23 protein-coding genes are annotated in these 23,462 nt (G+C 66.7%); 9 read left to right on the top strand and 14 right to left on the bottom strand.

Features of this window, described 5'->3' with window-relative positions; all coding sequences use genetic code 11:
- Window positions 1–28: 28 nt before the first annotated feature.
- The 5 genes from AVJ23_RS10195 to AVJ23_RS10175 all read right to left on the bottom strand — a co-directional run bounded on the left by AVJ23_RS10195 (window position 29) and on the right by AVJ23_RS10175 (window position 5,135).
- A complete protein-coding gene (locus tag AVJ23_RS10195; protein WP_058862086.1) occupies window positions 29–1,486 on the bottom strand; it encodes a sulfatase family protein in 1,458 nt (485 codons plus the stop codon).
- 9 nt (window positions 1,487–1,495) lie between these two features.
- Window positions 1,496–2,194 carry a FadR/GntR family transcriptional regulator gene (locus tag AVJ23_RS10190; protein WP_058862085.1) on the bottom strand — a complete coding sequence of 233 codons (699 nt, stop codon included), beginning with the start codon at window positions 2,192–2,194 and terminating at the stop codon, window positions 1,496–1,498.
- Window positions 2,191–3,681 (bottom strand): tripartite tricarboxylate transporter permease, encoded by a 1,491-nt coding sequence (locus tag AVJ23_RS10185; protein ID WP_058862084.1) that lies wholly within the window; start codon window positions 3,679–3,681, stop codon window positions 2,191–2,193. The genes AVJ23_RS10190 and AVJ23_RS10185 overlap by 4 nt, the downstream gene beginning before the upstream one ends.
- Before the next feature lie 3 nt (window positions 3,682–3,684).
- Window positions 3,685–4,158 carry a tripartite tricarboxylate transporter TctB family protein gene (locus AVJ23_RS10180; protein ID WP_058862083.1) on the bottom strand — a complete coding sequence of 158 codons (474 nt, stop codon included), beginning with the start codon at window positions 4,156–4,158 and terminating at the stop codon, window positions 3,685–3,687.
- Window positions 4,159–4,220: 62 nt separating this feature from the next.
- On the bottom strand, window positions 4,221–5,135 hold the full coding sequence (locus AVJ23_RS10175; protein WP_157772656.1) for a Bug family tripartite tricarboxylate transporter substrate binding protein: 915 nt from the start codon (window positions 5,133–5,135) through the stop codon (window positions 4,221–4,223).
- Between AVJ23_RS10175 and AVJ23_RS22820 the strand changes: the two genes are divergently transcribed.
- From AVJ23_RS22820 to AVJ23_RS10150, 6 genes are all read left to right on the top strand, one after another.
- Window positions 5,134–5,352, top strand: a complete 219-nt coding sequence (locus tag AVJ23_RS22820; protein WP_157772655.1) for a hypothetical protein — start codon at window positions 5,134–5,136, stop codon at window positions 5,350–5,352. The genes AVJ23_RS10175 and AVJ23_RS22820 overlap by 2 nt on opposite strands.
- A gap of 42 nt (window positions 5,353–5,394) precedes the next feature.
- Window positions 5,395–5,652, top strand: a complete 258-nt coding sequence (locus tag AVJ23_RS10170) for a hypothetical protein (protein ID WP_058862081.1) — start codon at window positions 5,395–5,397, stop codon at window positions 5,650–5,652.
- Window positions 5,649–5,948, top strand: a complete 300-nt coding sequence (locus tag AVJ23_RS10165; protein ID WP_058862080.1) for a CcdB family protein — start codon at window positions 5,649–5,651, stop codon at window positions 5,946–5,948. The genes AVJ23_RS10170 and AVJ23_RS10165 overlap by 4 nt, the downstream gene beginning before the upstream one ends.
- A 375-nt stretch (window positions 5,949–6,323) precedes the next feature.
- Window positions 6,324–7,517, top strand: coding sequence for a plasmid partitioning protein RepA (gene repA / locus AVJ23_RS10160; protein WP_058862079.1), 1,194 nt, complete (start codon window positions 6,324–6,326; stop codon window positions 7,515–7,517).
- Window positions 7,514–8,482 carry a plasmid partitioning protein RepB gene (gene repB / locus AVJ23_RS10155; RefSeq protein ID WP_058862078.1) on the top strand — a complete coding sequence of 323 codons (969 nt, stop codon included), beginning with the start codon at window positions 7,514–7,516 and terminating at the stop codon, window positions 8,480–8,482. Before repA ends, repB begins: the two co-directional genes overlap by 4 nt.
- A gap of 283 nt (window positions 8,483–8,765) precedes the next feature.
- Window positions 8,766–9,890: a helix-turn-helix domain-containing protein gene (locus AVJ23_RS10150; RefSeq protein ID WP_058862077.1), complete on the top strand. Its 1,125-nt coding sequence runs from the start codon at window positions 8,766–8,768 to the stop codon at window positions 9,888–9,890.
- 66 nt (window positions 9,891–9,956) lie between these two features.
- Here the strand turns inward: AVJ23_RS10150 and AVJ23_RS10145 are convergent, their stop codons facing one another.
- Both AVJ23_RS10145 and AVJ23_RS10140 read right to left on the bottom strand, forming a co-directional pair.
- A complete protein-coding gene (locus AVJ23_RS10145; RefSeq protein ID WP_240484595.1) occupies window positions 9,957–11,156 on the bottom strand; it encodes a CaiB/BaiF CoA transferase family protein in 1,200 nt (399 codons plus the stop codon).
- A 20-nt stretch (window positions 11,157–11,176) separates the two neighbouring features.
- The gene (locus tag AVJ23_RS10140; RefSeq protein ID WP_058862075.1) at window positions 11,177–12,133 is read right to left on the bottom strand and encodes a hydroxymethylglutaryl-CoA lyase; all 957 of its coding nucleotides are present in this window, start codon (window positions 12,131–12,133) and stop codon (window positions 11,177–11,179) included.
- Between the two features lie 365 nt (window positions 12,134–12,498).
- Between AVJ23_RS10140 and AVJ23_RS10135 the strand changes: the two genes are divergently transcribed.
- The 3 genes from AVJ23_RS10135 (at window position 12,499) to AVJ23_RS10125 (ending at window position 15,499) form a co-directional block, all read left to right on the top strand.
- Window positions 12,499–13,470 (top strand): Bug family tripartite tricarboxylate transporter substrate binding protein, encoded by a 972-nt coding sequence (locus tag AVJ23_RS10135; RefSeq protein ID WP_058862074.1) that lies wholly within the window; start codon window positions 12,499–12,501, stop codon window positions 13,468–13,470.
- The gene (locus AVJ23_RS10130; RefSeq protein ID WP_084794448.1) at window positions 13,467–13,898 is read left to right on the top strand and encodes a tripartite tricarboxylate transporter TctB family protein; all 432 of its coding nucleotides are present in this window, start codon (window positions 13,467–13,469) and stop codon (window positions 13,896–13,898) included. Before AVJ23_RS10135 ends, AVJ23_RS10130 begins: the two co-directional genes overlap by 4 nt.
- An 86-nt stretch (window positions 13,899–13,984) precedes the next feature.
- On the top strand, window positions 13,985–15,499 hold the full coding sequence (locus tag AVJ23_RS10125; RefSeq protein WP_058862073.1) for a tripartite tricarboxylate transporter permease: 1,515 nt from the start codon (window positions 13,985–13,987) through the stop codon (window positions 15,497–15,499).
- 68 nt (window positions 15,500–15,567) lie between these two features.
- On the opposite strand, the gene AVJ23_RS10120 is transcribed toward AVJ23_RS10125, so the two are convergent.
- The 7 genes from AVJ23_RS10120 to AVJ23_RS10090 are packed head-to-tail and all read right to left on the bottom strand — an operon-like array spanning window position 15,568 to window position 23,381.
- Window positions 15,568–17,298, bottom strand: coding sequence for an ABC transporter ATP-binding protein (locus AVJ23_RS10120; protein WP_058862072.1), 1,731 nt, complete (start codon window positions 17,296–17,298; stop codon window positions 15,568–15,570).
- Window positions 17,295–18,236, bottom strand: coding sequence for an acetamidase/formamidase family protein (locus AVJ23_RS10115; RefSeq protein ID WP_058862071.1), 942 nt, complete (start codon window positions 18,234–18,236; stop codon window positions 17,295–17,297). The genes AVJ23_RS10120 and AVJ23_RS10115 overlap by 4 nt, the downstream gene beginning before the upstream one ends.
- 1 nt (window position 18,237) lies before the next feature.
- On the bottom strand, window positions 18,238–19,863 hold the full coding sequence (locus AVJ23_RS10110) for an ABC transporter substrate-binding protein (protein ID WP_058862070.1): 1,626 nt from the start codon (window positions 19,861–19,863) through the stop codon (window positions 18,238–18,240).
- Window positions 19,864–19,886: 23 nt separating this feature from the next.
- Window positions 19,887–20,807, bottom strand: coding sequence for an ABC transporter permease (locus tag AVJ23_RS10105; protein WP_058862069.1), 921 nt, complete (start codon window positions 20,805–20,807; stop codon window positions 19,887–19,889).
- On the bottom strand, window positions 20,807–21,709 hold the full coding sequence (locus tag AVJ23_RS10100; RefSeq protein ID WP_084794446.1) for an ABC transporter permease: 903 nt from the start codon (window positions 21,707–21,709) through the stop codon (window positions 20,807–20,809). Before AVJ23_RS10100 ends, AVJ23_RS10105 begins: the two co-directional genes overlap by 1 nt.
- The gene (locus AVJ23_RS10095; RefSeq protein WP_058862068.1) at window positions 21,706–22,281 is read right to left on the bottom strand and encodes an ANTAR domain-containing protein; all 576 of its coding nucleotides are present in this window, start codon (window positions 22,279–22,281) and stop codon (window positions 21,706–21,708) included. The genes AVJ23_RS10100 and AVJ23_RS10095 overlap by 4 nt, the downstream gene beginning before the upstream one ends.
- Window positions 22,278–23,381, bottom strand: a complete 1,104-nt coding sequence (locus AVJ23_RS10090; RefSeq protein ID WP_058862067.1) for a transporter substrate-binding protein — start codon at window positions 23,379–23,381, stop codon at window positions 22,278–22,280. The genes AVJ23_RS10095 and AVJ23_RS10090 overlap by 4 nt, the downstream gene beginning before the upstream one ends.
- Window positions 23,382–23,462 lie beyond the last annotated feature (81 nt).

Genomic DNA, 23,462 nt, shown 5'->3' with positions numbered 1-23,462 from the left:
CAGGCAGACCGGTGGGGGCGGACCGCGCCTACTGCCATACCTCCTCGCCCGGCGGCGAGACGATGAGGTGGCGGGCGTTGCGGGTGCGGACCGTGCTCTCGATATGGAAGTCGAGAAGCGTGCCCAGCAAGGCCTGTTTCACGCCTGCCTGCTCGGGATCGTCCCAGAGGTTCACCCGCTCGCCGGGATCGGCCACGAGGTCGAAGAGCTGGCCTTCCTCGGAGCCGCGGAAATGCACCAGCTTGTGGGTCGCCGAGCGCACCATGGTCAGGTAGCTGGCCCCGGTCATGTTCACGTCCCCCGCCTGCTCGCAGAACACGTGGTCGCGGCCGGCGAAGGGCGCGCCCTCCAGCGCGGGGTTGAGCGAGATCGCCTCGAAGCTGGGATCGGGCGCCACGCCCGCCCATTCCAGGATGGTGGGCCCGAGGTCGAACAGCTGGACCATCTCGGAAACCGTGCGCCCCCCGGCAAAGCGACCCGGCGCCGAGACGATCATCGGCACGCGCGTGACCTCTTCGTAAGGCGCCCATTTCTGGCTCAGCCCGTGATCGCCCAGGTTGTCGCCATGGTCCGAGGTGAAGATGACGATGGTGTTCTCCATGTTCCCGCGCGCCTCGAGCGCGTCGAGAATCCGGCCCACCTGCGTGTCGATCATCTCCATGTTGGCGTAGTAATAGGCCCGCATCCGCCTGAGCTCTTCCGGCGTCGGGTCCAGCTTCCATGCCACGCTGTCATGATCGACCTCGACATCATGTTCCCGCTTGGCGATCCACGGCCCGGCCAGCGCGGCCAGTTCCTCGTCCGAGACATCGGGCACCGGCACATCGCGGGCCATGTATTTCTCGGCCATCTCCGGCGTCGGATCATAGGGCGGGTGCGGCCCGGGAAAGCCGATCGTCAGAAAGAGCGGCTTCTCGACCGGCTTGGTCTCAAGCCACCATTTCGCCGTCTCGCCGATGAAATTGTCCGATTGCAGGGCGGCCGGCAGATCCCAAGTAAAGGCGCCCAGCCGGTCCTTGTAATCCGGGCGCGCGCGATAGGTCTCGCGTTGCTGCTTCTTCAGCCCGTGCGAGGCCAGCGCCTTGTCCCATTCATCGAAGAACCAGCGCCCTTCAAGGTAGCGGTCCTTGTTCTCGACCACATAACGCTCATGGAAGCCCGCCTTCGCGTCATAGGGGATGGTGTGCATCTTGCCGATATTGACGCAGTGATAACCAGCCCTGGCCAGATCGCTGACCCAAGTGCGGCTCCAGGGTTGGCCGTTGGCCAGCACCCCGTTGGTGTGCGGGTAGTAGCCGGTAAACAGCGAGGCGCGGCAGGGCACGCAGGAGGGCGCGGTGACGTGGCACTGCTCGAAGCTGACACCGGTCTTCACCAGACGGTCGATATTGGGCGTGTCCATGTGCGACGCCCCCAGCGCGGCAATCGTGTCATAGCGCTGCTGGTCGGTGATGATGAAGACGATATCGGGCTTCTGTGCGGTCATGACGGGCCTTCAAAGCTTGAGTGTGTAGAAACGGTCCGCCAGCACGTCGAGATGGCTCTGCATCGCGGTGCGGGCAATATCGGGGGCGCCGCGTTCGATCGCACGCAGGATCGCGCGGTGATCCTCGGCCGAGCGGCGGCGGTTGTCGGGATGCCGGGTCTGATCGTACCAGAATGTCCACATCTCGCTTTCGCGCATCCGCCAGAGCGTGCCCACGAACCCCGCGAGCACGTCGTTGCCGGCCGCCTGGGCGATCAGGTCGTGGAAGCGGGCATCCGCGGCATCGAAAGCGGCCACGTTGTCGATATTGGCGGCAAGCTCGTCATTGGTGCGCGCCATCAGGGCGATCTGCTCGGGCGTCGCGTGGGCGGCGGCCAGTGACGCGGTCTCGCCCTCGATCAGCCGGCGCGCGGCCAGCACCGCCGAGGGGGGCGCGGCATCGGGTTCATAGAGCGGCGCCGGCCCGCGCGAGGCCTCGTCGCGCACGAAGACGCCCGAGCCGACGCGGATGTCGATCATCTGCATGATCTCCAGCGCCAGCAGCGCCTCGCGCACCGTGGTCCGGCTGACATCCAGAAGCTGCGCCAGCTCGCGCTCGGGTGGCAGGCGTTCACCGGCGGCATAGACGCCCCGCTCGATCTCGGCGGCGAGGCGGCGGGCGATCTCGAGATAGCGCCGGCTGCCCGTGGGCAGGTTGAGAAAGTTCATGAGGGATCCTCCGCCTTGTCCGCCCGCGCCCGGGCGCCCAGGCGCACGGCGATGGCGGGCCAGGCCACGGTTGCCACGGCGAGCACAAGGAAGACCAGCGCATAGGGCCGACCGAAGATCTCCAGCAGGTTGCCGTCAGACATCATCAGCGCGGCGCGCAGCTGCTCTTCGGCGATCGGCGACAGCACGAAGCCGATGACGAAGGGGCCCAGCGGCACGCGGCAATATTCCAGCCCCAGGCCGACCACCCCGAAGGCGATCATCACCCAGACATCGGTGAAGCTGGAATTGATCGCGTAAGAGCCGGTGACGCAGAAGACGAGGATCACCGCCATCAGCCCCGAGCGCGGCAGCTGGACGATCCGCGCGATGTAGCGCACCGCGCCCCACATCAGCATCAGCATCAGCACGTTGGCCACCAGGTAGGCGGCGATGATGCCATAGGCGATCTCGGGGGCGTTCTGGAACAGCAGCGGTCCGGGCTGCAGGTTGTGGATGGTCAGCGCGCCGATCAGGATCGCCTCGGTGACCGAGCCGGGAATGCCCATGGTGATCAGCGGGATCAGCGCGCCGCCGATCGAGGCATTGTTGGCGCTCTCGGCGGCGACCACGCCCGGCTCGTGCCCGGTGCCGAATTTCTCGGGCTCGGATGAGAGCTGCTTTTCGGTCGAGTAGCTGACCAGCGCCGCGATATTGGCGCCGATCCCGGGCAGCAGCCCGATCCACGTGCCGATGACCGAGCCGCGCAGCAGCTTGGGCGCGTAGCGCATGTCGCGCGCGTAGATGGGCAGCTTGCTTGTCGGCATGTCCAGCCGCGCCTCCTGCCGGGGCGTGGCCGCATCGCGCAGGATCTGGCTGATGGCAAAGGCGCCGATCAGCACCGGCAGCAGTCCGAACCCCGCCAGCAGGGCGCTGGAGCCGAAGGTGAGCCGCGCCTGCCCGATCGAGCTGTCGATCCCCGGCAGGGCAAAGGCCATCCCCAGCGCCGCGGCCAGCAACCCCTTGATCATCGAACCCTGACTGAGCACCGCCAGCATCACCAGCGCCATCAGGACCAGCGTGAAATATTCCCACGGGCCGAATTGCAGGGCAAAGCGCGCAAGGGTCGGCGACATGCCGGCCAGGAACCCCCACGAGATGATGCCGCCGACGACCGAGGCCATGATGCCAAGCGCCAGCGCCCGCTCGGCCAGGCCCTGCCGGGCCATCGGGTAGCCATCGAAGGTGGTCACGATCGAGGCCGGCGTGCCCGGCATGCGCAGCAGGATCGCCGTGATCAGCCCGCCCGAGATCCCGCCCACATATTCGCCGATGAGCAGGGTCACCGCGCTGACCGGGTCCATGTGGAAGGTCAGCGGCAGGGTCAGCGCGATCAGCATCGAGGCGGTCAGCCCCGGGATCGCGCCCACCACGATGCCAAGCGCCGTGCCGATGAACAGGAACAGCAGGTTCTGCCACTCGAAAAGAAGGGAAAAGGCGTCCAGCATCGCTCAGCCGATCGAGATGTAGAGAAAACGTTCGAGGATCAGCGAGATCGCCAGCGACAGCACCAGCCCGAGCCCGGCAAAGACCAGCGCGTTGATCCATGTGCGCGCCCCGATGGCCAGCCCGGTCAGCGTGACGAAGACGGTGGTCGCCGGCACGAAGGGCACCCGCCCGAAATCGAGCGCGGCGACATAGAGCACGAGGCTGGCGAAGACCAGCGCGCTTCGGCGCGGATCGGCACCCGAGGCCGCCTCGTCGCGCCGGTGGCCGGCCCGGATCCGGAGCGCCGCGCGGATCAGCAGGAGCACGGCAAAGAAGATCAGCAGCGCACCCAGGATGCGCGGCAGCGCCGCAGAGCCCAGCGGCTCGAACCGCGGCGGCGGCAGGTCGGCCGCCCCGATGAAGAGCAGCGCCGCCCCGCCGGCCACCAGCGCGGCCAGGACGATATCTGCGATGTTCTGCCGGATGACGTCGCGCATGGCGGCTGCCCCCCTCGTGGATGGTCGGACCGGCGGGCCGCAAAGACCCGCCGACACGGGGATCAGTTGATCGTCGCGGCCACGGCCTGCAGGGCCTCGAGTTGCTTCTGCGCATCGGCCATCGCCTCGTCCCCCGGCGTCCAGTAGGGCTGAAGCGTGTTGTTGCGGAAATACTCGACGATGTCGGGATCACCGATCGCCGCTTCCAGCGCCGCGCCAAGGGCGGCCACGGTCTCATCCGGCGTCGAGGCCGGCGCCAGCCACCAGTTCGGATTGGCCCAGCTGACGTCGTAGCCCAGCTCCATCGCGGTGGGCACGTCGGGCAGGTCGGGCAGGCGGTCGCGCCCGAAATAGACCAGCGCCTTCAGCCCTTCGCCCTGGGCGATGTATTCCGAGGCCGCGAAGAGCGCGATATCGGCATTGCCGCCCAGGACCAGCCGCAGCCGGTCGGCGCCCGAGTTGGCGGTGACGTAGCGGGTCTCGAAACCGGCCTCGTTGGCCAGCATCGACCCGACGAAATGCGGGATCGTGCCGATCCCCACGGCCTCGACCAGCCCGCGCGGGTTCTGTTTGAGATGGGCGATCAGGTCATCGAGCGTGTCGAACTCGCTGTCCTCGCGCACCACCCAAACCGGGCTGCCACCGCCGGTATAGCCGATGGACTTGAAGTCCTCGAGGTCGAAATCCCCCAGCTCCATCGCCATGGCGATCAGGGCCTGGTGGTGCCAATGCATGATCGTATGGCCGTCCTCGTCCCCGCGGCGCATCCGGTTGACGGCATTGGCCCCCGCCCCGCCATCCGCATTGACCACGGCCATGGGCTGGTTCAGCAGACCCTCGCTCTGGATCTTCTCGCCGATCAGACGGGCCACCGTATCGGTCCGACCGCCGGGCTTGAACGGCACGATCACCTCGATGGGCTTTTCCGGGAAGTCCTGCGCCGCGGCTTTCTGCACCCCGATTGGTCCAACCGGCATGGCCAGCACCAAGGCGCCAAGCGCGCCAATGGCCGCAATTTTTCTGGAAATCTGCAACATTCTGGATCCTCCCTGGGTGTGTGCGTTCAATCGCGCATTATTGGACCAACCAATAGGCACGAAGGGCGAAATTGTCCAGACCAATCTGAAGACCGGCATCCCAGTGCCTGCTTGGTCCATGACGGATCCACCTCCGCGCTTGCCCGGCTCGATGTGATGCAATATGTGTAGCTCAGCCACGACGCCGGGAGCCCGAGACATGCCAGCTGCCCTCAACATCCGCGATATCGGCGAGGATCGGAAATCCGCGATCGAGGCCGAGGCGCGTCTGCGCGGCGTGTCGGCGGCCGAGTTCGTGCGGACCTGCATCGACGAAGGGCTTGCCCGTGCGCAGGCCGAGCGTGAGCGCGCCGAATGGATCAACGCCGCCCGGGCCGGGCTCGATGCCGAGGCGCGGCACCTGCAGGAGAACGGCCCGACCCTCGCCCGTTTCCGCCGCCCCGGCGCCGCGGGGTGAGCCAGGGCGCCATCCACCGGACCCGGGACGGGATGGACCTTGTCTGCCGCGTACAGACCGATCTCGGAATCGAGACACCCTACATCCTCTGCGCCCCCGTCCTGCCGCAGGCCGCGTGGGGCCCGCAGGTGCCGAGGCTGCACCTGCCCGTTACGGTGGACGGCACGCCCCATGTCATCCTGATGTCGCAGCTGGTCGCCCTGCCGGGCAGTGGACTCGGCCCCGTGGTGGGCTCGGCCGAGACGTTGCGCGACCGCATCGTGGCCGCGGTGGACCTGCTCGTGACCGGGTTCTGAAACACCGGCCTCGCCCGTTCCTCGATTCGCCCAAACGGCACGCCCCCTCCCCTGCAATGTCGTTACGAGGCAGCGTAACGCCCTGACACGGCACACGTCGGAAAACCCGTACCGACCCCTGTGGATATCTCGGCCCGAGTTTTCTTCATCCATTTCAGACACCTGAACGGCCAAAGGGCACCGTGGCCCCATCGGGCTGGTGACGCCGGGCCGTCCCTGCCACAACATCTGTTGTGGAAAATTCTTGTAAGCAGAACGCTTTATCGTTTATTCGTAACGCAAAGAATGCCGGAACCCCTGAGGCAGCGTTACGACCATCGGCGCAGATGGAACGCGGGGACCGGTGCAAGATAACGCAAGAACGAAGCAGGCACCATGAACAAGGCGTTACATGACACGCTGACCCGGAACGCGGATGATCTGACATTTGCGCTGACCGAGATGTCCAAATCCTTCTTCGCGCCCGAGGACACGAAGACCCTGCGCGATTTCAGCTCTACCGAGGTGACCGAGTTGCTGGGCGTCTCGGAAAGCTACCTGCGCAAGGCGCGGCACGAAGGGCGCATTCCCGACACGCCGCCCGGGCCCGGCAACCGCCGGCGCTATACCGCGGCCCAGATCTGGGATCTGCGGCAGCGTCTGGCCAAGGGTTCCAAGAACCCGCATCACATGCTGCCGGGGCGCAAGCCGGGCGACAAGCTGCAGGTCTGGTCCACGGTCAACTTCAAGGGCGGCAGCGCGAAAACCACCACCACGATCACGCTGGCGCAACGGCTGGCGCTGCGCGGCTACCGGGTGCTGTGCATCGATGCCGACCCGCAGGCCTCGCTGACCACCTTCTTCGGCTACCAGCCCGAGATCGACTTCTTCGAGGGCGGCACGCTCTATGATGCGATCCGCTACCGCAACGCCGAGACCGGCGAGGGCCCGCGGCGCCTGTCAGAGGTCGTGCGCAAGAGCTATTTCCACAATCTCGACATCGTGCCGGGCGGCATCATGCTCTCGGAGTTCGAGCACGAGACGCCGACAGCGCTCAGCCGGGTCGAACAGCCCGTGTTCTTCCAGCGCATCGCCAGCGCGATCGACGATGTCGAGGCAGATTACGATATCGTCCTGATCGACTGCCCGCCGCAGCTTGGCTATGTCACGCTTTCGGCGGTCTGCGCCTCGACCTCACTGCTGATGACGGTGATCCCGGACCGGATCGACATCGCCAGCGCGGCCCAGTTCCTGCGCATGGCCGCCGGGCTGGTCGAGGTGCTGTCGGACAGCGGCGGCATCACGGATTACGACAATTTCCTGTTCCTGCTGACCCGGTTCGACACGGCGATCAGCGCCCAGCAGGACCTGGCCGAGTATCTGCGCGAGTTGTTCAAGGAGCAGGTGCTGGAAACGCCCTTCCTGAAATCCTCGGCAATCTCGGATGCCGGGCTGGGCCAGCGCACCGTCTTCGAGGCCGAGATCACGCCCGGCACGCGCCGCACCTACGAACGGGCGATCCAGTCCGCGATCGGGGTCTGCAACGATGTCGAACGCCGCATCCAGGCCGCATGGGGGAGGACGCCATGAGACGCGACAAGCTCGCCGGAAGTCTCCGGGCGCTGGAGGAACGCCGCGCCGCGCAGGACGCGCATCCGCCCGAGCCCCCTGCCCCGGCCAGCGCGGCCCCCGCGGTCTCGGCCGTGGCCGAAAGCATCCGAAAACTCGGCGCCTCGGCCCCGCGCGAGATCCTGCCGGACGAAATCATGGACTCACGCTTCGCCGACCGGCTGAACGTTCGGGAAGGGCTGGCCGACCTGATCGCCTCGATCCGGCGGTCGGGCCAGCAATTGCCGGTCCTGCTGCGCAAGGCCCCCGCGGACGCACCCGTGGGCAAGCAGTTCGAGGTGATCTACGGCCGCCGCAGGATCGCCGCCTGCCGCGAACTCGGCATTGCCGTGCGTGCCCATGTGGCCGATTTCGACGACCGGCAAGCGCTGGTCGCGCAAGGGCTGGAGAATGCCGCCCGTCTCGAGAACAGCTTCATCGAGCGGGCCCGTTTCGCGGCGCAACTGGAGGCGGCCGGCTATGACACGGGCGACATCTGCGAGACGCTGAATGTCGACACCTCGGCGCTCAGCCGGATGCGCGCGGTGATCCGCGACGTGCCCGAGGACGTGATCCAGACGATCGGGCCGGCGCACAAGTCGGGGCGCCGGCCGTGGCTGAAGCTGGGCGGGCTGCTCTCGAGCCCGCATGCGCCGCACCCCTCCGAGGTGGGCGCGATGGTCGACCTCGACCAGGACAGCGACACCCGCCTGGCCCGCCTCGTGGAGGTGCTGGACGGCACACGCCCGCGGGCCAAGCCGCCAAAGACACCGGCCCGCACCCAACGCGAGATCGGCAGCAAACGCGTGGCGCTGGCCGTCGATGAGAGGCGCCTGACCGTGCAGGTCCGTGATCGCCGCGCGCGTGGGTTTCTGCCGTGGCTCGATGAGCGGATCGAGGCACTTTACGAGGAATGGGCAGGCAACGCGGGCAAGCCCGATGAGTGACCCCCGCAAGTTATTGAAATTATTGAATTTGCCCGCTGGGCAAATGGTAGGATCAGAGCAACAAGAACCATAAAGCCCTGATTTTGCAGCACTTGTCCGGTGGGCAAGACGACGGAACCGAGGAACAGTAGAAGGAGGCAGCACCAGGCAAAAAGAAACCCTCCGAAACCGGTGGTCCCGAAGGGTCTCCAAGTCGTGTAGCAACTTCTGGATACCCCAAAAGAGAATCAGGAACAACACCGAACTTCGGTGAACGGGTATCTTGTGCCGGTCTGAAACGGACATGGAACACACCAGAACTGCGGCACTGCGTGTCGCGGCACAGTCGAGCTGTGCCGAAGAGCGCCCCGGGGAGGCCCCCTGCCCCACCGAACGCATCGCCTTTGCGCCGATCGATCGCTGGGCCTTCCTCGACCTCGTGGTCGAGCTGCGGCGGATCCTGAAGCTGACCACCAACGACATCGCCGTGTTGCGCGCGCTGCTGTCGTTCCTGCCCGTGCGGTCAGCTTCGGGTCGCGAGGGGCCGGTCACGCCCGACACGCTGACAATCATCTTTGCCTCGAACGCGGCCATTGCGAAACGTGCCGGCGGGATGGATGACAGGGTGCTGCGCCACGCCTTCCGCCGGCTTGTTTCGGCCGGGCTGATCGCACGGCGAGACAGTGCCACGGGCAAGCGGTTTCCGGTTCGGCAGGGCGGGCGCATCGTCTCGGCCTACGGGCTCGACCTCGCACCCGGGCTGGCCATGGCCCCTGCCCTGCAGCGTCGCGCCGAGACAGAACGCGACGCCGCAGATCGTGTGCGCGCCGCCCGCGCCGAGCTTTTCGCCCGTCGCCGCCAGCTTCTCGACCGGGCCCAGTCTCTCTGCGCGACCGCTAAGGACTGGCTTGACACCCTGTCCAAGGTTCTGCGTCGCAAGCTGAGCCCCGAGGATCTTGATGGTCTACGCGCGGAACTGTCGAGGATCGAGGAAGACGTCGCGCCCAGTGCTGACGCGCACGCGGGCAGCCTGACCTCGGACAAGATTGTGGATGAACCATGCGACTCGCCCGGCAGAGACGGTCAGATTTACCGGCACAGTGAGTCGAAAAAAATTGATAAGAAAAAGAAAGGACCGACCCTCAACGTCGCTTGGCAGGCCTGGTCCGAGATCCAGAGCATGTTTCCAATCCCACCGCAGACCATGGCTGATCTGCGGGACATCGTCTGCACTCTCGCAGAAATGCTGAGAATACGACCGGAAGCACTTGGTGAGGCCGCCGCGCATCTTGGATGGGTCGGTGTGGGAGATGTCCTGAACGCGATCACCGAACGCGTTACCGAGATCCGGAACCCGACAGCCTACCTCCTGTCGATCGTTCGGGATTGGAGTGAGTCCGGGACAGCGACTGAGCCCCGGATCTCGTGAGATGCGTGGTGCACCGCGGGCAAAGGCAGACCCTCTTCCGACCAAGCACCGAGGCCGAAAGGCCCTTCACGACGGTGCGTCCTCGCCCGTCCCAAGAACCCCTGTCTCGATCAACCTGTCGATCTCGGCCTCGCTCAGCCCCGCTGTGCGCAGAACCGCCTTGCTGTCCGCGCCAAGTTCCGGCGTCGGATGACGGACCTGCAAGGGCGTCTCGGACAGCTTGATGGGAAAGCCCGTCATCGCCACCGTCCCCCGACCTTCGTGCGGGACCTGCAAGACCATCTGCTGCGCGGCGACCTGCGGGTCGGCCAGAGCCTCGGTCATCGATTGCACGCGGCCCGACGGCACGCCCGCTTGGTTCAGACGCGCGATCCAGTTATCCTGAGTATCACTCGCCAACGCCTCGTTGATCAGATGGTTCAGGACCTCGCGATGCCTCAGCCGCATTTCGTTGGTCTCGAACCGCGGGTCCGACAGAAGATGATCCAGCCCGAGTTCGCCCAGGAAACGCCGCACGATGATCTCGGTCGAGGGGGCCACCGCGATGTCGCCATCGGCGGCGCGGAACAAGCCGTAGGGCGACGCGATCGGATGGTCATTGCCCGTGGGCACGGGATCGCGCCTGGTGGCCAGCGCGTTGGACGACAGGTAGGCCATCATGGACAGCATCGACATCATCATCGAGCTTTCAACCCGCTGCGCCCCGCAACCTGCGTCGCGTCCCCGCAAGGCCGCGACAGCGCCGAGCGCGGCGTAGAGCCCCGCCACGAGATCGGTGATCGGCGGCGCGGTGCGCAGCGGACCGGTCGCCGGGGTGCCATTCGTCGCCATGAAACCGGACATGGCCTGGGCGATGAAGTCGAAGGCCGGGCGGTCGACATAGGGGCCAGTGCTGCCATAGCCGTTGACGCTGACCACGATCAGGTCGGGATTGATCTCGCGCAGGCGCGCCTCGGTCAGGCCCATCTTGTCGAGCACGCCGGGGCGGAAGTTTTCGGTCAGGATATCGGCATCGGCCAGCAGGCGTTCCAGCACCGCGACGCCCTCGGGGTTGCGCAGGTTCAGCTCCACCGATTTCTTGTTGCGATTGAAGACGGCGAAATACCAGGACAGGCCGTTGACCTTGTGGCCTTGCTGGCGCACCGGATCGCCGCCGGGCGACTCGATCTTGATGACATCGGCGCCGAGATCACCCAGCAGCATGGAACAGAACGGCCCCGACAGGATCCGCGTCAGGTCGACGACCCGGATACCGGAGAGGGGCAAGGGGGGAGAGGATTGGTCCGTCATCCGGCTGCCGTCAGCGTCTGGTCGGGGTCATGGCGCTTCAACCGCGGGCCGGCCTTGATGACCTGGCCGGGCAGGGCGTGGCCGATCGTGTCCTGTGTCAGAAGAGCCGCGTCGATCAGACGGTCGAGTTCGATCCCCGTGGAATAGCCGCTCTCCTGCAGCAGGTAGACAAGATCCTCGGTGCAGATATTGCCCGTGGCACCGGCGGCGAAGGGGCATCCGCCAAGACCACCCACCGCGGCGTCGAAATGGGTCACGCCTTCGGCCAGCCCTGTCATGACGCAGGCCAGCCCGACACCGCGCGTGTTGTGGAAATGCAGGTGGATGTCGAGCCCGGGCGCCGCCTCGCGGATGGCGCGGATCGCGGCGCGCACGGTCAGGGGCGTGGCCATGCCCGTGGTGTCGCCCAGCGAGACGCTTTCGGCGCCCAGCTCCTGGTAGCGGCGGGCGATCCGGGCGACCTGTTCCGGCGGCACGATGCCTTCGAAAGGACAGCCAAAGGCAGTGGCGATGCCTCCCTCGACCGCGATCCCGGCGGTGTGCAGCCGGTCGATCACGGCCTCGAACTCGGCAAGGGACTGGTCGACGGGGCGGTTCACGTTCTTGCGGTTATGGGTTTCCGAGGCCGAGACCACGGTATGCACCGCGTCCAGTGCACATTGCGCCGCCCGCTCGGCGCCGCGCAGGTTCGGCACCAGGGCCGTGATCCAGGCGCCTTCCGGCCGGTCGATCCCGGCCAGCACCTCTTCGGCATCGGCCAGCTGCGGCACGGCCCGCGGGCTGACGAAGGAGGTGACCTGCATATGCGTCACGCCACTGGCGAAGAGCGCGTTGGCGATCTCGATCTTCTTCGCCGTCGGGATAAAGGTCTTCTCGTTCTGGAAGCCGTCGCGAGGGCCGACCTCGCAAACGGTGATCCGGGTGCCCTCGGGCACGGGCAGGGGGCTGGACATGGGTACGGGTCCTTTCCAAATGTCGTGTGCCGGCAATCGGGGCCTGTCCCGTGACGGCTGTGCCTGCTAGATGGCAAGCTGCGGCGCCCGTCTGCAAGGGCAGAGGCGGGGCAGGGGGGACGTGCCTGAGCTGTCCATCATGTGTCGGATGGGCAGGGATAGATGGTGGCGGACCGCTTGCCCGCGGACAAGTCATTGAATTTAAATTATTTTTTATCAGGCTATTTCGAAACCAGGCGACTTCGATCGCCAAAACACAACCAAAGGTTGAATATTGGATATCTGAAATATCCTTTGCCGCCCCAACCCTTGCAAAGCAGGCGCATTTGTCTTCTCCTCGCAGCGCACTTCAGGGAGGAGTACACATGAAAATTCTTGCACCCACTTCGGCCGTCTTCGGCATGGCCATGGCGCTCGGCCTGTCGGCCGGCGCCCCGGCCTCGGCCGCAGAATGCATCGCGCCGTCCAACCCCGGCGGCGGTTGGGATTTCACCTGCCGCACCATCGGGCGCATCCTGACCGAGCTCGACCTCGTGGACGGCAATGTCCAGGTCACCAACATGCCCGGCGGTGTCGGCGCGGTGACCTATGCCATGGTCGTGAACGAGCGCCCTGACGATCCCGAGCTGATCGTGGCGACCTCGACCGTGGGCATCACCCAGATCGCGCAGGGCCGCTACCCGGCGCCCGTGGACGCGGTGCGCTACCTTGCCATGCTCGGTGCCGATGTGGGCGTGATCGCAGTGGATGATGACAGCCCGATCCAGTCGCTGGACGAGCTGACCGAGATCATGGCCAACGATCCCGGCTCCATCGTCACGGCCGGGTCCTCCGGCGCGGGCGGCTGGGACCATATCCGCCTGTTGATGGTCGCGCGCGAAGGCGGGCTCAACACGCTGGGCGACCTGCGCTGGGTGCAGTTCGACGGCGGCACCGACGCGGTGACGCAGATGATGGGCGGCCAGATCGACGTGGTCTCGACCGACATGGGCGAGATCGCGGGCTTTGTCGACTCGGGCGACATCCGCATCCTCGCCGCGCTGTCGGATGAGCCGATCCCGGCCTTCCCCGACATCCCCACGGCGCAGTCGCAGGGCATCGACGTGACCGGCTACAACTGGCGCGGCCTCTATACCGGGGGTGAGGTCTCGGACGCGGAATATGACCAGTGGGTCTCGGATCTCGAGACGCTCTACAACTCGGAGAACTGGCAGACCGCGGCGGTCGAATTCGGGCTGGTGCCGATCTGGCGCGGTGGCGCGGATTTCGAGGCCTATGTCCGCGAACAGGAAAAGGTCATGGCCGATATCTCGCGCGACATCGGCGTGATTGAATGACGGTCAGGCTGGCCGGCGTCGCGATCTTCATGATCGCGGCGCTCTACACCTGGTACGGGCGCGACTACACGGCGAGCTTCGGCGACGTGCTGGGCCCCTCGGTCTTCCCGATGATCGTGGGCATCCCCGCGATGATCCTCGCCGCCTCGCTCGTGGTGTTCCCCTCGGGGCAGGTCAGCTGGCCGCCACGCGATCACATGCTGCGGCAGGTGGCGGCGCTGGCGATCCTTGCCGGGTATGCCTGGCTGCTGCTGCCGCTGGGCTTCCCGCTGGCGACCTTCGGCCTGATCGCGGGGCTGGGCATCGTGCTGGGCGGTGCGCCGCTCAAGGCGGTGGCCCTGGGCGCCGTGCTGGCACCCGGGCTGTGGGCGCTGTTCGACCAGGTTCTGGGGCTGCCGCTGGCGGTGCTGGGGCGCTGGTTCGGATAGAACCGCCTTCGCCGGGACCCATGCCGCGCCGGACGGCGCGAGCCACGACACGCGACACGAATTGACACGCAGGACATCGCGCCACCATGGAAACATTCTCGCTGCTCGCCCAGGGCTTTGCCGTCGCGCTGACGCCGCTGAACATCGCGCTTCTGTTGCTGGGCTGCTTTTCCGGCACGCTGATCGGCGCCCTGCCGGGGTTGGGCCCGGTGAACGGCGTGGCGATCCTCATCCCGCTGACCTTTGCCTTCGGCTTTGACGCGACCTCGTCCCTGATCCTGCTGTCGGCGGTCTATTTCGGCTGCATGTATGGCGGGCGCATCTCGTCCATCCTGCTGAACATCCCCGGAGACGAGCCGGCGGTCATGACGACGCTGGACGGCTATCCCATGGCGCAGCAGGGCAGGGCGGCCGACGCGCTTGCCATCTCGGGCGTGGCGAGTTTCTTCGGAGCGACCGTGGCGGTGATCGGCCTGACGCTTTTTGCGCCGATGCTGGCGCGCATGGCGATCTATTTCGGGCCGGCGGACTACTTCGCCCTCTACATCCTCGCCTTCGTGACCATCGGCGGCATCGCGGGGGTGGACCCGCGCAAGACGCTGCTCTCGGCGCTGATCGGGCTGATGATCGCCACCGCGGGGCTGGACCCGATCTCGGGCATCCCGCGCTATACGTTCGACAACTACCATCTCTATGACGGGGTCGACGCGATCGTGGCGCTGGTCGGGTTGTTCGCGATCTCGGAAATCCTGATGCTGCTGGAGAAGGCCGCCCGGGACCGCGCCGCACCGATCGGGCTGGACAGCTGGCTGCCCGATTTCCGGCAGATCTGGAAGACGCGATGGGCGGTGCTGCGCGGTTCGGTCGTGGGCTTCGTGGCGGGCGTGCTGCCCGGGGCAGGGGCCTCGCTGGGCTCGGTCATGTCCTATTCCATGGAGAAGCAGGCCAGCGACAAGCATGGGACTTTCGGCAAGGGCGACCCGCGCGGCGTGGCCGCCCCCGAGGCCGGCAACAACGCCGCTTCGGGCGGGGCGCTGATCCCGATGCTGTCGCTTGGCGTGCCGGGTTCGGGCACGACGGCGGTGATGCTGGCCATGCTGATCTCGCTCAACGTGCAGCCCGGCCCGCTTCTGTTTGAGCGGCAGCCGGACCTGGTCTGGGGGCTGGTGGCTTCGCTCTATCTCGGCAACGTGGCACTCTTGATCCTGAACCTGCCGATGATCGGCCTGTTCAGCCGGTTGATGATGGTGCCGACATGGGCGCTGATGCCCATCGTGGCAGCGGTCAGCTTCGTGGGCGTGTTCTCGATCTCGAACTCGGTCTTCGACCTCGAGCTGATGATCATCTTCGGGGTGCTGGGCTACCTGCTGCGCAAGCTGGATGTCAGCCTCGTGCCGCTGGTGCTGGGCCTGCTGCTGGGCGGCGACATGGAGCGCAACCTGCGCCGCGCCATGTCGATCTCGGATGGCGACTGGGGCGTGCTGATGGCCAGCCCGATCTCGGTAACACTCTACGTCCTGACCACCGCGTTCCTCGGCCTCTCCGTCTGGCTTGCCCTGCGGGACCGCAAGCGCCAACAGGCGCGCGTGACCGAGGGCTGAGGACAGTCGCGGGGCAGGGGGCCTCCGCGTGTTGTCCAGAGGCACGCCCGGCGGTCAGGCCGCCGGGCTCAGACCGCCACCCGGTGATGGCGTGCGATCTCTTCGAGCTTCAGGCGCTCGGGTCCCTCTCCGACCGGCCAGATGGGACTGCCCAGCGTTTCGGTCTCGATGCGTTCGGGACGCTCGCGATGCGGGTCGGGCACCGGCACGGCCGACAGGAGGCGCCGGGTATAGCGATGCCGCGGATCCTTCAGCACCGCGTCGCGCGCGCCCTCCTCGACGACCTGTCCAAGGCGCATGACCATGATCCGGTCGGCGACCTGTTCGACCACGGCCATGTCGTGACTGATGAACAGGAAGGCCAGCCCGTCCTCGTCCTGGATCTCCTGCAGCAGATCCAGAACCTGCGCCTGCACCGAGACATCCAGCGCCGACACGCTTTCATCGGCCACGATCAGCTTGGGTGACAGCGACAGGGCGCGGGCGATGTTGACGCGCTGGCGCTGCCCGCCCGAGAACTCGTGCGGATAACGCGCCATCATGTCGGGCGACAGTCCGACCCGGCGGAACAGGTGCTCGACGCGGTCCTTCAGCTCGGAGCCCGAGGCAAGGCCGTGGATCAGCAGCGGCTCGGCGACCTGGTCGCCCACCGTCATGCGGGAATCGAGCGAGGCGCCGGGATCTTGGAATACCATCTGGATGTCGCGGCGGACGGGCTTCATCGAGGCCGGGCCCATGCCGCGCGTCTGTCGGCCCATCACGCGGACCGACCCGTCCCACGGTACGAGACCCAGAAGCGCCTTGCCGATGGTCGACTTGCCGCAGCCCGACTCGCCCACGAGAGCCAGCGTCTCGCCAGCGTCGATGCGGAAGGACACGCCCTCGACCGCGTGAACGCGCGCCTTCACGCGATTGAGCACGCCGCCGCGCACGTCGAAACGCACGCTCAGGTCCTCGACTTCAAGCACGGGCACGCCCCCGGGTTTTTCCGGTCGGGGCGGCGCGGTGCCAAGGCGCGGGACTGCGGCGAGCAGCTCCTTGGCATAGTCGCTGCGCGGGGTTGCGAAGATCTCGTGCACCGGCGCGCTTTCGACCTCCTGCCCGTGGCGGAGGATCACGACGCGATCGGCCATCTCGGCCACCACGCCCATGTCATGCGTGATCATCAGGACCGCCGTGCCGTGATCACGTTGCAGCTTGCGGATCAGGTCGAGGATCTCGGCCTGCACGGTCACGTCGAGCGCGGTGGTCGGTTCGTCCGCGATCAGCACCTCGGGGTCGCAGGCCAGCGCGATCGCAATCATCACGCGCTGGCGCATGCCGCCCGAGAGCTCATGCGGGTACTGTTTCAGCCGTCGTTCCGGCTCGGTCAGCTGGACGTCCTGCAGCAGCTGCAGCGCGCGGGCGGGGGCCTCGGCGCGGGTGCAGGCCTCGTGTTCCAGCAAGGTCTCGGTCAGTTGCTGCTGCACCGTCATCAGCGGGTTCAGCGAGGTCATCGGTTCCTGGAAGATCATCGCCACCCGCGCGGTGCGGATCTTGCGATAGGCCGCATCGGACAGGCCGACCAGTTCGGTCTCGCCCAGGCGCACCGATCCGCCGGTGATCCGGCACATGGGTTTGGGCAGCAGCCCCATGATGGCCAGCGCCGTCATCGACTTGCCGGAGCCGCTCTCGCCGGCAAGGCACAGCGTCTCGCCTGCGCGCAGGTCGAAACCCAGCCCGTCCAGCACAGTCTTGGCCCCCGAGGGGGTGGCGACCTGAACACTCAGGTCGCGCACCGTCAGCACCGTCCCGGTCATTCGAAGACCACGTTGGGAAAGTAGAAGCTGACCACCCAGTTCGGCATGTCGACGATCTCGGAGATCCGCAGGTCGCCGCAGACCGAGCAGAGCAGATAGGCGTCCTCGGCGGACAGTCCCTTGGTCCGTCCCAGGAAGTCGATCATGCCCGAGACCGCGTCGCGCGCGCCCTGCATCATGTCCGACCCGATCCCCGTGGTCACTTCGTAGCCCTTGGCGTCGAGATGCCGCGTGACCGGTCCCGGTGTCGAGAAGCGCGGGAAGGCCAGCGTCTCGCCCTTCACGAGATCGAGCGTCACCTCGACATCCATCGGGCTTTCGATCGCGGTTCCGCAGACCTCGCCGTCGCCCTGCGCGGCATGCGTGTCGCCGATCGAGAACAGCGCGCCTTCGACCTCGACCGGCAGGTAGAGCGTCGTGCCCGCCGCCAGGTCGCGGATGTCGAGGTTGCCCCCCATGCGCCGCGGCGGAACCACCGAATGCAGCCCGGCCTCGGCCGGGGCCAGCCCGATCGTCCCGGCAAAGGGCTTCAGCGGCACCTTGCCGAGATCCGAGAAGAGGGCAGGGGCCAGCGTGTCGGGGTCATAGTCCCAGATCTTCAGGTAGGGATCCTTGAACTGGTCGGCCAGAAGGCCGAAGCCCGGGATGTTCGCCGTCCAGCCGAAGCCGGAGGGGTGGAACGCCTCGATCTGGATCTTGAGCACGTCACCGGGTTGCGCCCCGTCGACATAGACCGGCCCGGTCACGGGGTTGATCTTGCCGAAATCCAGATTGGGGACATCCGCGGTGGTGCTGTCACGATTGAACTGCCCGCCGGAGCTGTCGAGGCATTGGAAATACAGGCGCGATCCGGGAGCCACCGTCTGGACGGGTGGGAGCGAATTGTCCCACCCGTGATGGTGCGCACCGTGGATCGTGTAGTCACAGTGCTTGCACATGTTATTCGGCGTCCTTCGAGTAGATGTAGTCGTAGTTCACCGGGATGTGGACCGGGTCCACGAACAGGCTGTCATCGCCCGCGATGCTGTCCGAGGTCAGCGTGAAGCGCTGCTCGTTGAAGACCGGAACCCAGGGCGCGTCTTCCATCACGTCGAGATAGATCGACTTCCACGCCTCGATGCGCGCTTCCTCGTTCTCGGCGCCCGTCATGGCGTCGGCCTCGGCAGCGCGGGCGTCCAGCTCCTCGTTGCAGTACCATGCCCAGTTCCAGCCACCCTGCACGGCGCCGGCACATCCCAGGATCGGCCCGTAGAAGTTGGACGGATCGGGGAAGTCCGCGATCCAGGCCATGCCGCCCGACCAGATCATCGGGGCCTGATCGGCCTCGCCGCCGGCCGCGATCACGTTGGCCTGCGCGAGGCTGCGGATCTCGGCATCGATCCCGATCTCGCTCAGATCCTGCTGGATGGCCTGCGCGATGCGCGGGTTGGGATCCACGTTCATGACGTAGAGCTCGGTGCTGAACCCGTCGGCAAAGCCTGCCTCGGCCAGCATCTCCTTCGCGGCGGCCGGATCGAAGGCATAGCCCTCGTAATCCTCGGCATAGCCCGGCATGGTCGGCGGCAGCGGCTGGTTGGCGGGCACGGCGCGGCCGTTGATGATCCGCACGATGCGATCCTTGTTGATCGCCATGTTGACGGCCTTGCGCACGTCCACATTGTCGAACGGGGCCATCTGTGTGTTCAGCGTGATGTAGCCCGTGTGCAGCTGGCCGCCCTCGATCACGTTGTCGGCCTGCGCTGGGTCGTTCATCACCTGCAGGAACTGCGCCGGCGGGATGCCATCACCCGGCACGTCGGCCTGGCCCTGCTGAAGGCGCAGCAGCGCCACGGTCGGCTCCAGCCCGATCTCGAAGGTGACCTGGTCCAGCTTGGGCAGGTTCTCGCGGTGGTACTCCTCGAAGCGTTCGAAGACCACGCGCTGGCCCGGCGACCATTCCGCCAGCTTGAAGGCGCCCGAGCCCACGGGTTCGCGGCCGAAATCCTCGCCCGAGGCCTCGACGGCCTCTTTGGGAACGATCGAGGCGAAGTTCAGCGCCAGCACATGCCCAAAGGTCGCGTCGGGGCGCGAGAGCGTGATCTCGACGGTCTTGTCGTCGATGACCTTCACGCCCGACAGGCCGTCGCCCTCGCCGGCATTCCAGCTGTCGAACCCGTCGATCATGCCGAAGAAGCCGGCCCCCGGCGAGCGGGTCTCGGGGTTGGTCACGCGCTCGAGCGAGTACTTGACGTCATCGGCCACGATCTCGCGGCCGTTGTGGAACTTGATGCCGTCCTTCAGGGTGACGGTGTAGACCATGCCGTCCTCGGAAATCTGCACGTCCGAGGCCAGCTCGTTGCGCAGGGTCGTCGTGCCCGGCTCGTAGCCCATGAGCCCGTCGAAGAGCGACTTGATCATCGACCAGTTCTGCCAGTCATAGCCGATGGCCGGGTCGAGCGTTGCGACATCATCCTTGTAGGTGACGATCATAGTGCCGCCCATGGGCGCGTCTTCATCGACCTGCGCGCTTGCCATCTGGGCAGCAAGAGCCAGTCCGGCGACACCGGTCAGGAGTAGTTTCTTCATGGTTTTCGGTCCTCTGTTGAACTTCACTTGGTCTTTATTCGGGGATCGATCATCGGCGCGACGAGGTCGGCCAGAAGATTGCCCAGCACGATCGCGGTCGCCGAGACCATGGTGACGCCCATGATCACGGGGATGTCGACGCGCTGGATTGCCTGCCAGGCCAGCTGGCCGATCCCGGGCCAGCCGTAGACGCTTTCCACCACCACGATGCCGGACATGAACAGCCCGATATCGATGCCGATCATGGCGATGATCGGCAGCACGGCGTTGGGAATGACGTGGCGCAGGATGATGCGGCCCTTGGCGAGCCCCTTGGCCTGCGCGGTGCGCACGAAGTCCTGCCCCAGAACGTCGATCATGCTTGAGCGCATCATGCGGCTGTACCAGCCGGCGCCGAGGAACCCCAGCGTGATGGCCGGCAGCACCACATGCGCGAAGGTGCCGTAGCCGCCGATCGGGAACCAGCCCAGCTTGACCGCGAAGATGTACAGCAACAGGATGCCGATCACGAATTGCGGGGCCGAGATCGAGACGAAGCTGAAGATCATCAGCCCGTGATCGGCCGGCCGGTTGCGGCGCAGGGCGGCGATGATGCCGATCGTGAGACCGAAGATCAGCTCGGTCACGATGGCGGCCACCATCAGCAGCAGCGATGCGGGCAGGCGCGCGGCGATCAGCTCGGACACCTCGGCGCGCTGCAGGTAGCTGCGCCCCATGTCGCCCTGGAACAGCGCCGTCAGGTAGCGCCAGTACTGGACGAAGAACGGGTCGTTCAGCCCCAGCTGGTCGCGGATGTTCTGCACCGTCTCGGCGGTCGCCGAACGCCCCGCGATCTGCCGCGCCGGATCGGCGGGCACGAGGTAGAGCAGGATGAAGGTCACCAGCGTGATCCCGAGCAGGATCAGCGCGCTCTCGAAAAGGCGGCGGACAAGGTAGGCCTGCATCAGTGCCGTCCTTTCAGCGTCGGGTCGAGGATGTCGCGCAACGCGTCGCCCACGAGGTTGAAGGCCAGCGCCAGCAGCACGATCGCGACGCCGGGAAAGAACACCAGCCACGGGGCGGTCGTGAAATAGGTCTGGTTCTCGAAGATGATGTTGCCCCAGCTGGGCATCGGGGGCTGAACCCCCACGCCGAGGAAGCTCAGCGTGGCCTCGAGCAGCACGGTGGTCGAGATGCCCAGCGTGCCGAAGACGAGGATCGACGACAGCAGATGTGGCAGCAGGTGCGACCCGAGGATCCGCAAGTGTCCCGCCCCCAGCGCGCGCTGCACCTGTATGAAGTCGCGCTCGGCCAGGCTGCGGGTCTCGGTATAGATCACGCGGGCCATCTGGACCCAGTTCACCATGGCGATGACCAGCGCCACGATCAGCAGCGAGGGCTGGAAGATCGCGGCCAGCACGATCGCCAGCAGCAGGGCGGGAAAGGCCATCATGAGATCGGTGAAGCGCATCAGGATCGCGCCGATCCAGCCGCCGAAATAGCCCGCCGTGATGCCGACCCCAGCGCCCAGAAGGATCGCGATCCCGTTGGCCAGGACACCGATGATCAGCGACGTGCGCGTGCCCAGGATCAGCCGGCTGGCCAGGTCACGGCCCAGCAGATCCGTGCCCAGCGGAAACTCTCCGCCCGGGGGCAGTGGCGCACCGACCAGCGACAAACCGTCGAAACTCTGCTCGAACGGGTCATGCGGCATGATCCACGGCGCGAAGACGGCCGCGAAGACCATGAGCAGGATCACGGCCATGCCGAAGGCCGAGCGCGGCCGCTTCATCAGCACCAGGACCACCTGGCCGGCGCGCGTCGTTCGGCGCTGGCCCTGTGCCGTGCTGGTGTCGGTGACGCTCATGCCCGGGCCCTCGTCTGTCCGAGATCGGCCAGAAGCCGGGTGGCCGCGTCCTCGAGCGGCAACTGCTCGACCATGGCGAAGGCGCGCAGACGCTTGAGCGCCGCGGCCTCGTCGATATCCTCGCTGCGCATGATGGCGATGACGGCCCGGATCACCTCCAGCCGCAGCCCGTTGCGCCGATCCGCCTCGGCGGCGGCGCGGCGGCGCTCGGCGCGCTCGGCAAAGCGGGCCGAAGCGATCACCAGCGCCGAGAACAGGTTCGCCGTGGCCCCGACCGGCAGGAAGGCATCGACCTGCTGGCGCAGTGCCCATTGCAGCCGCCCCGGCGTTTCCGACCCGATCAGGCCGGTGACGGGCATCGGCGCCTCTCCCGAGGGCCACGGCATCTGGCCGTCTTCCCCCCGGTCAATGTCGATCACGAGCAGATCGGCGGCGGCATCCTCGGGCTCCAGCGCCGGCCAGCGGCCTTCGGCACGGATGCCATAGCTCGACAGGCGCATCGCGACGCGGTCGCGCAGCTCGGCACTGGGGTGAAGGATACGGGCCTGCTGTCCGGCGAAGCTGTATGTCATTGCACGATCCTCAGGTCGGACGGCCGGGCCGCGCGCAACGCGACGGGCGGAAGATTGATCAGGTAGGGGTCGGCCGGAATCGGCGCCGCGGCTGATGCGACGATCTCGAACCGGCCCGACCGCAGCGCGGCGATATGCGGTGTCAGCGCGGCATGGCGTGTCACCGGGTCGATGCTGACGGGCCCCAGCACCGTGTTGTGCGGCGCCGCGCAGGCGGCTTCGAACACGGCATGCGGATGGGTCGTCCCGGCGCGGCGCACGGATTCGGCCATGAGGCGCACGCTGGCATAGGTCGTCGCCAGGAAGGCCGAGCAGCGCCCGTTCGGCGCGACCTGCGCGGCCCGCTCGACGAAAGACTGCGGCCCCAGCGCCTCGAAGAAGCTGCCCGCCGAGATCAGCCCCTCGCCGCCATCCCCCAGCGCATCGAGATCCGCCTCGGTCTGGTTGCAGGAGAGGATCTGCGGACGCGCCTCGGTGGGCAACCCGTTGGAGAAGGCCACGTTCGACGGCCCGATGAGCGAGTTCATCACGATATCGGGGCGCACCTCGGCGATCTCCGCGATGGCGCGCTCGCAATCGGTATCGCCCAGCGGCAGGAAGCGCTCACCGACGATTTCGACCCCGGCGGCCGACAGGCGTTCGCGGGCGAGGCGCAGCGTCTCCCAGCCCCAGACATAGTTCGAGCCAAGCAGATAGGCCCGTTTGACGCCCTGGCGCAGGATGCGGTCGAGCAGGGGGATCATGTGGTGGTTCGGCGCCGCGCCCATGTAGACGACGTGATCGTTGCTTTCGAACCCCTCGTAGGGGCAGGGATACCAGAGCAGCCCCCCATGCCGTTCCAGCACCGGGATCATGTCCTTGCGGCTCCACGAGGTGATTGCCCCGACGACATGGGTGACACCCGCGCGCAGGATCTCGGCCGTCATGGACTCGTAGGCCTGGGGGCATCCTTCGGGATCGCGGTGCATGGGCGTGATCCGCGCCAGCCCCTCGCGGGCGAGGTCCTCGATCGCCAGGTCGGCCCCGGCGCGCGCCGCCTGACCCAGCGCGGCGTAGGGCCCTGAGGTCGAAAAGACGAGACCGAGTTTCATGTCCAGCATCACTGTACCCTGCAAACAAAAAGCCCCGCGGACCGGAATTCGGACCTGCGGGGCACCATTGCCATTGGCGGATCGAACCGC

Source organism: Pseudoponticoccus marisrubri, assembly GCF_001482405.1.
Lineage (GTDB): Bacteria > Pseudomonadota > Alphaproteobacteria > Rhodobacterales > Rhodobacteraceae > Pseudoponticoccus > Pseudoponticoccus marisrubri.
This window is presented reverse-complemented; position numbering and strand designations above follow the sequence as displayed.

What these genes read in the sequence shown, in the direction of transcription:
- AVJ23_RS10195 (WP_058862086.1), bottom strand. Translation starts at nt 1,486, where the DNA reads ATGACCGCACAGAAGCCCGATATCGTCTTCATCATCACCGACCAGCAG.
- AVJ23_RS10190 (WP_058862085.1), bottom strand. Translation starts at nt 2,194, where the DNA reads ATGAACTTTCTCAACCTGCCCACGGGCAGCCGGCGCTATCTCGAGATC.
- AVJ23_RS10185 (WP_058862084.1), bottom strand. Translation starts at nt 3,681, where the DNA reads ATGCTGGACGCCTTTTCCCTTCTTTTCGAGTGGCAGAACCTGCTGTTC.
- AVJ23_RS10180 (WP_058862083.1), bottom strand. Translation starts at nt 4,158, where the DNA reads ATGCGCGACGTCATCCGGCAGAACATCGCAGATATCGTCCTGGCCGCG.
- AVJ23_RS22820 (WP_157772655.1), top strand. Translation starts at nt 5,134, where the DNA reads ATGGCCAGCACCAAGGCGCCAAGCGCGCCAATGGCCGCAATTTTTCTG.
- AVJ23_RS10175 (WP_157772656.1), bottom strand. Translation starts at nt 5,135, where the DNA reads ATGCCGGTTGGACCAATCGGGGTGCAGAAAGCCGCGGCGCAGGACTTC.
- AVJ23_RS10170 (WP_058862081.1), top strand. Translation starts at nt 5,395, where the DNA reads ATGCCAGCTGCCCTCAACATCCGCGATATCGGCGAGGATCGGAAATCC.
- repA (WP_058862079.1), top strand. Translation starts at nt 6,324, where the DNA reads ATGAACAAGGCGTTACATGACACGCTGACCCGGAACGCGGATGATCTG.
- repB (WP_058862078.1), top strand. Translation starts at nt 7,514, where the DNA reads ATGAGACGCGACAAGCTCGCCGGAAGTCTCCGGGCGCTGGAGGAACGC.
- AVJ23_RS10150 (WP_058862077.1), top strand. Translation starts at nt 8,766, where the DNA reads ATGGAACACACCAGAACTGCGGCACTGCGTGTCGCGGCACAGTCGAGC.
- AVJ23_RS10140 (WP_058862075.1), bottom strand. Translation starts at nt 12,133, where the DNA reads ATGTCCAGCCCCCTGCCCGTGCCCGAGGGCACCCGGATCACCGTTTGC.
- AVJ23_RS10135 (WP_058862074.1), top strand. Translation starts at nt 12,499, where the DNA reads ATGAAAATTCTTGCACCCACTTCGGCCGTCTTCGGCATGGCCATGGCG.
- AVJ23_RS10130 (WP_084794448.1), top strand. Translation starts at nt 13,467, where the DNA reads ATGACGGTCAGGCTGGCCGGCGTCGCGATCTTCATGATCGCGGCGCTC.
- AVJ23_RS10125 (WP_058862073.1), top strand. Translation starts at nt 13,985, where the DNA reads ATGGAAACATTCTCGCTGCTCGCCCAGGGCTTTGCCGTCGCGCTGACG.
- AVJ23_RS10120 (WP_058862072.1), bottom strand. Translation starts at nt 17,298, where the DNA reads ATGACCGGGACGGTGCTGACGGTGCGCGACCTGAGTGTTCAGGTCGCC.
- AVJ23_RS10115 (WP_058862071.1), bottom strand. Translation starts at nt 18,236, where the DNA reads ATGTGCAAGCACTGTGACTACACGATCCACGGTGCGCACCATCACGGG.
- AVJ23_RS10110 (WP_058862070.1), bottom strand. Translation starts at nt 19,863, where the DNA reads ATGAAGAAACTACTCCTGACCGGTGTCGCCGGACTGGCTCTTGCTGCC.
- AVJ23_RS10105 (WP_058862069.1), bottom strand. Translation starts at nt 20,807, where the DNA reads ATGCAGGCCTACCTTGTCCGCCGCCTTTTCGAGAGCGCGCTGATCCTG.
- AVJ23_RS10100 (WP_084794446.1), bottom strand. Translation starts at nt 21,709, where the DNA reads ATGAGCGTCACCGACACCAGCACGGCACAGGGCCAGCGCCGAACGACG.
- AVJ23_RS10095 (WP_058862068.1), bottom strand. Translation starts at nt 22,281, where the DNA reads ATGACATACAGCTTCGCCGGACAGCAGGCCCGTATCCTTCACCCCAGT.
- AVJ23_RS10090 (WP_058862067.1), bottom strand. Translation starts at nt 23,381, where the DNA reads ATGCTGGACATGAAACTCGGTCTCGTCTTTTCGACCTCAGGGCCCTAC.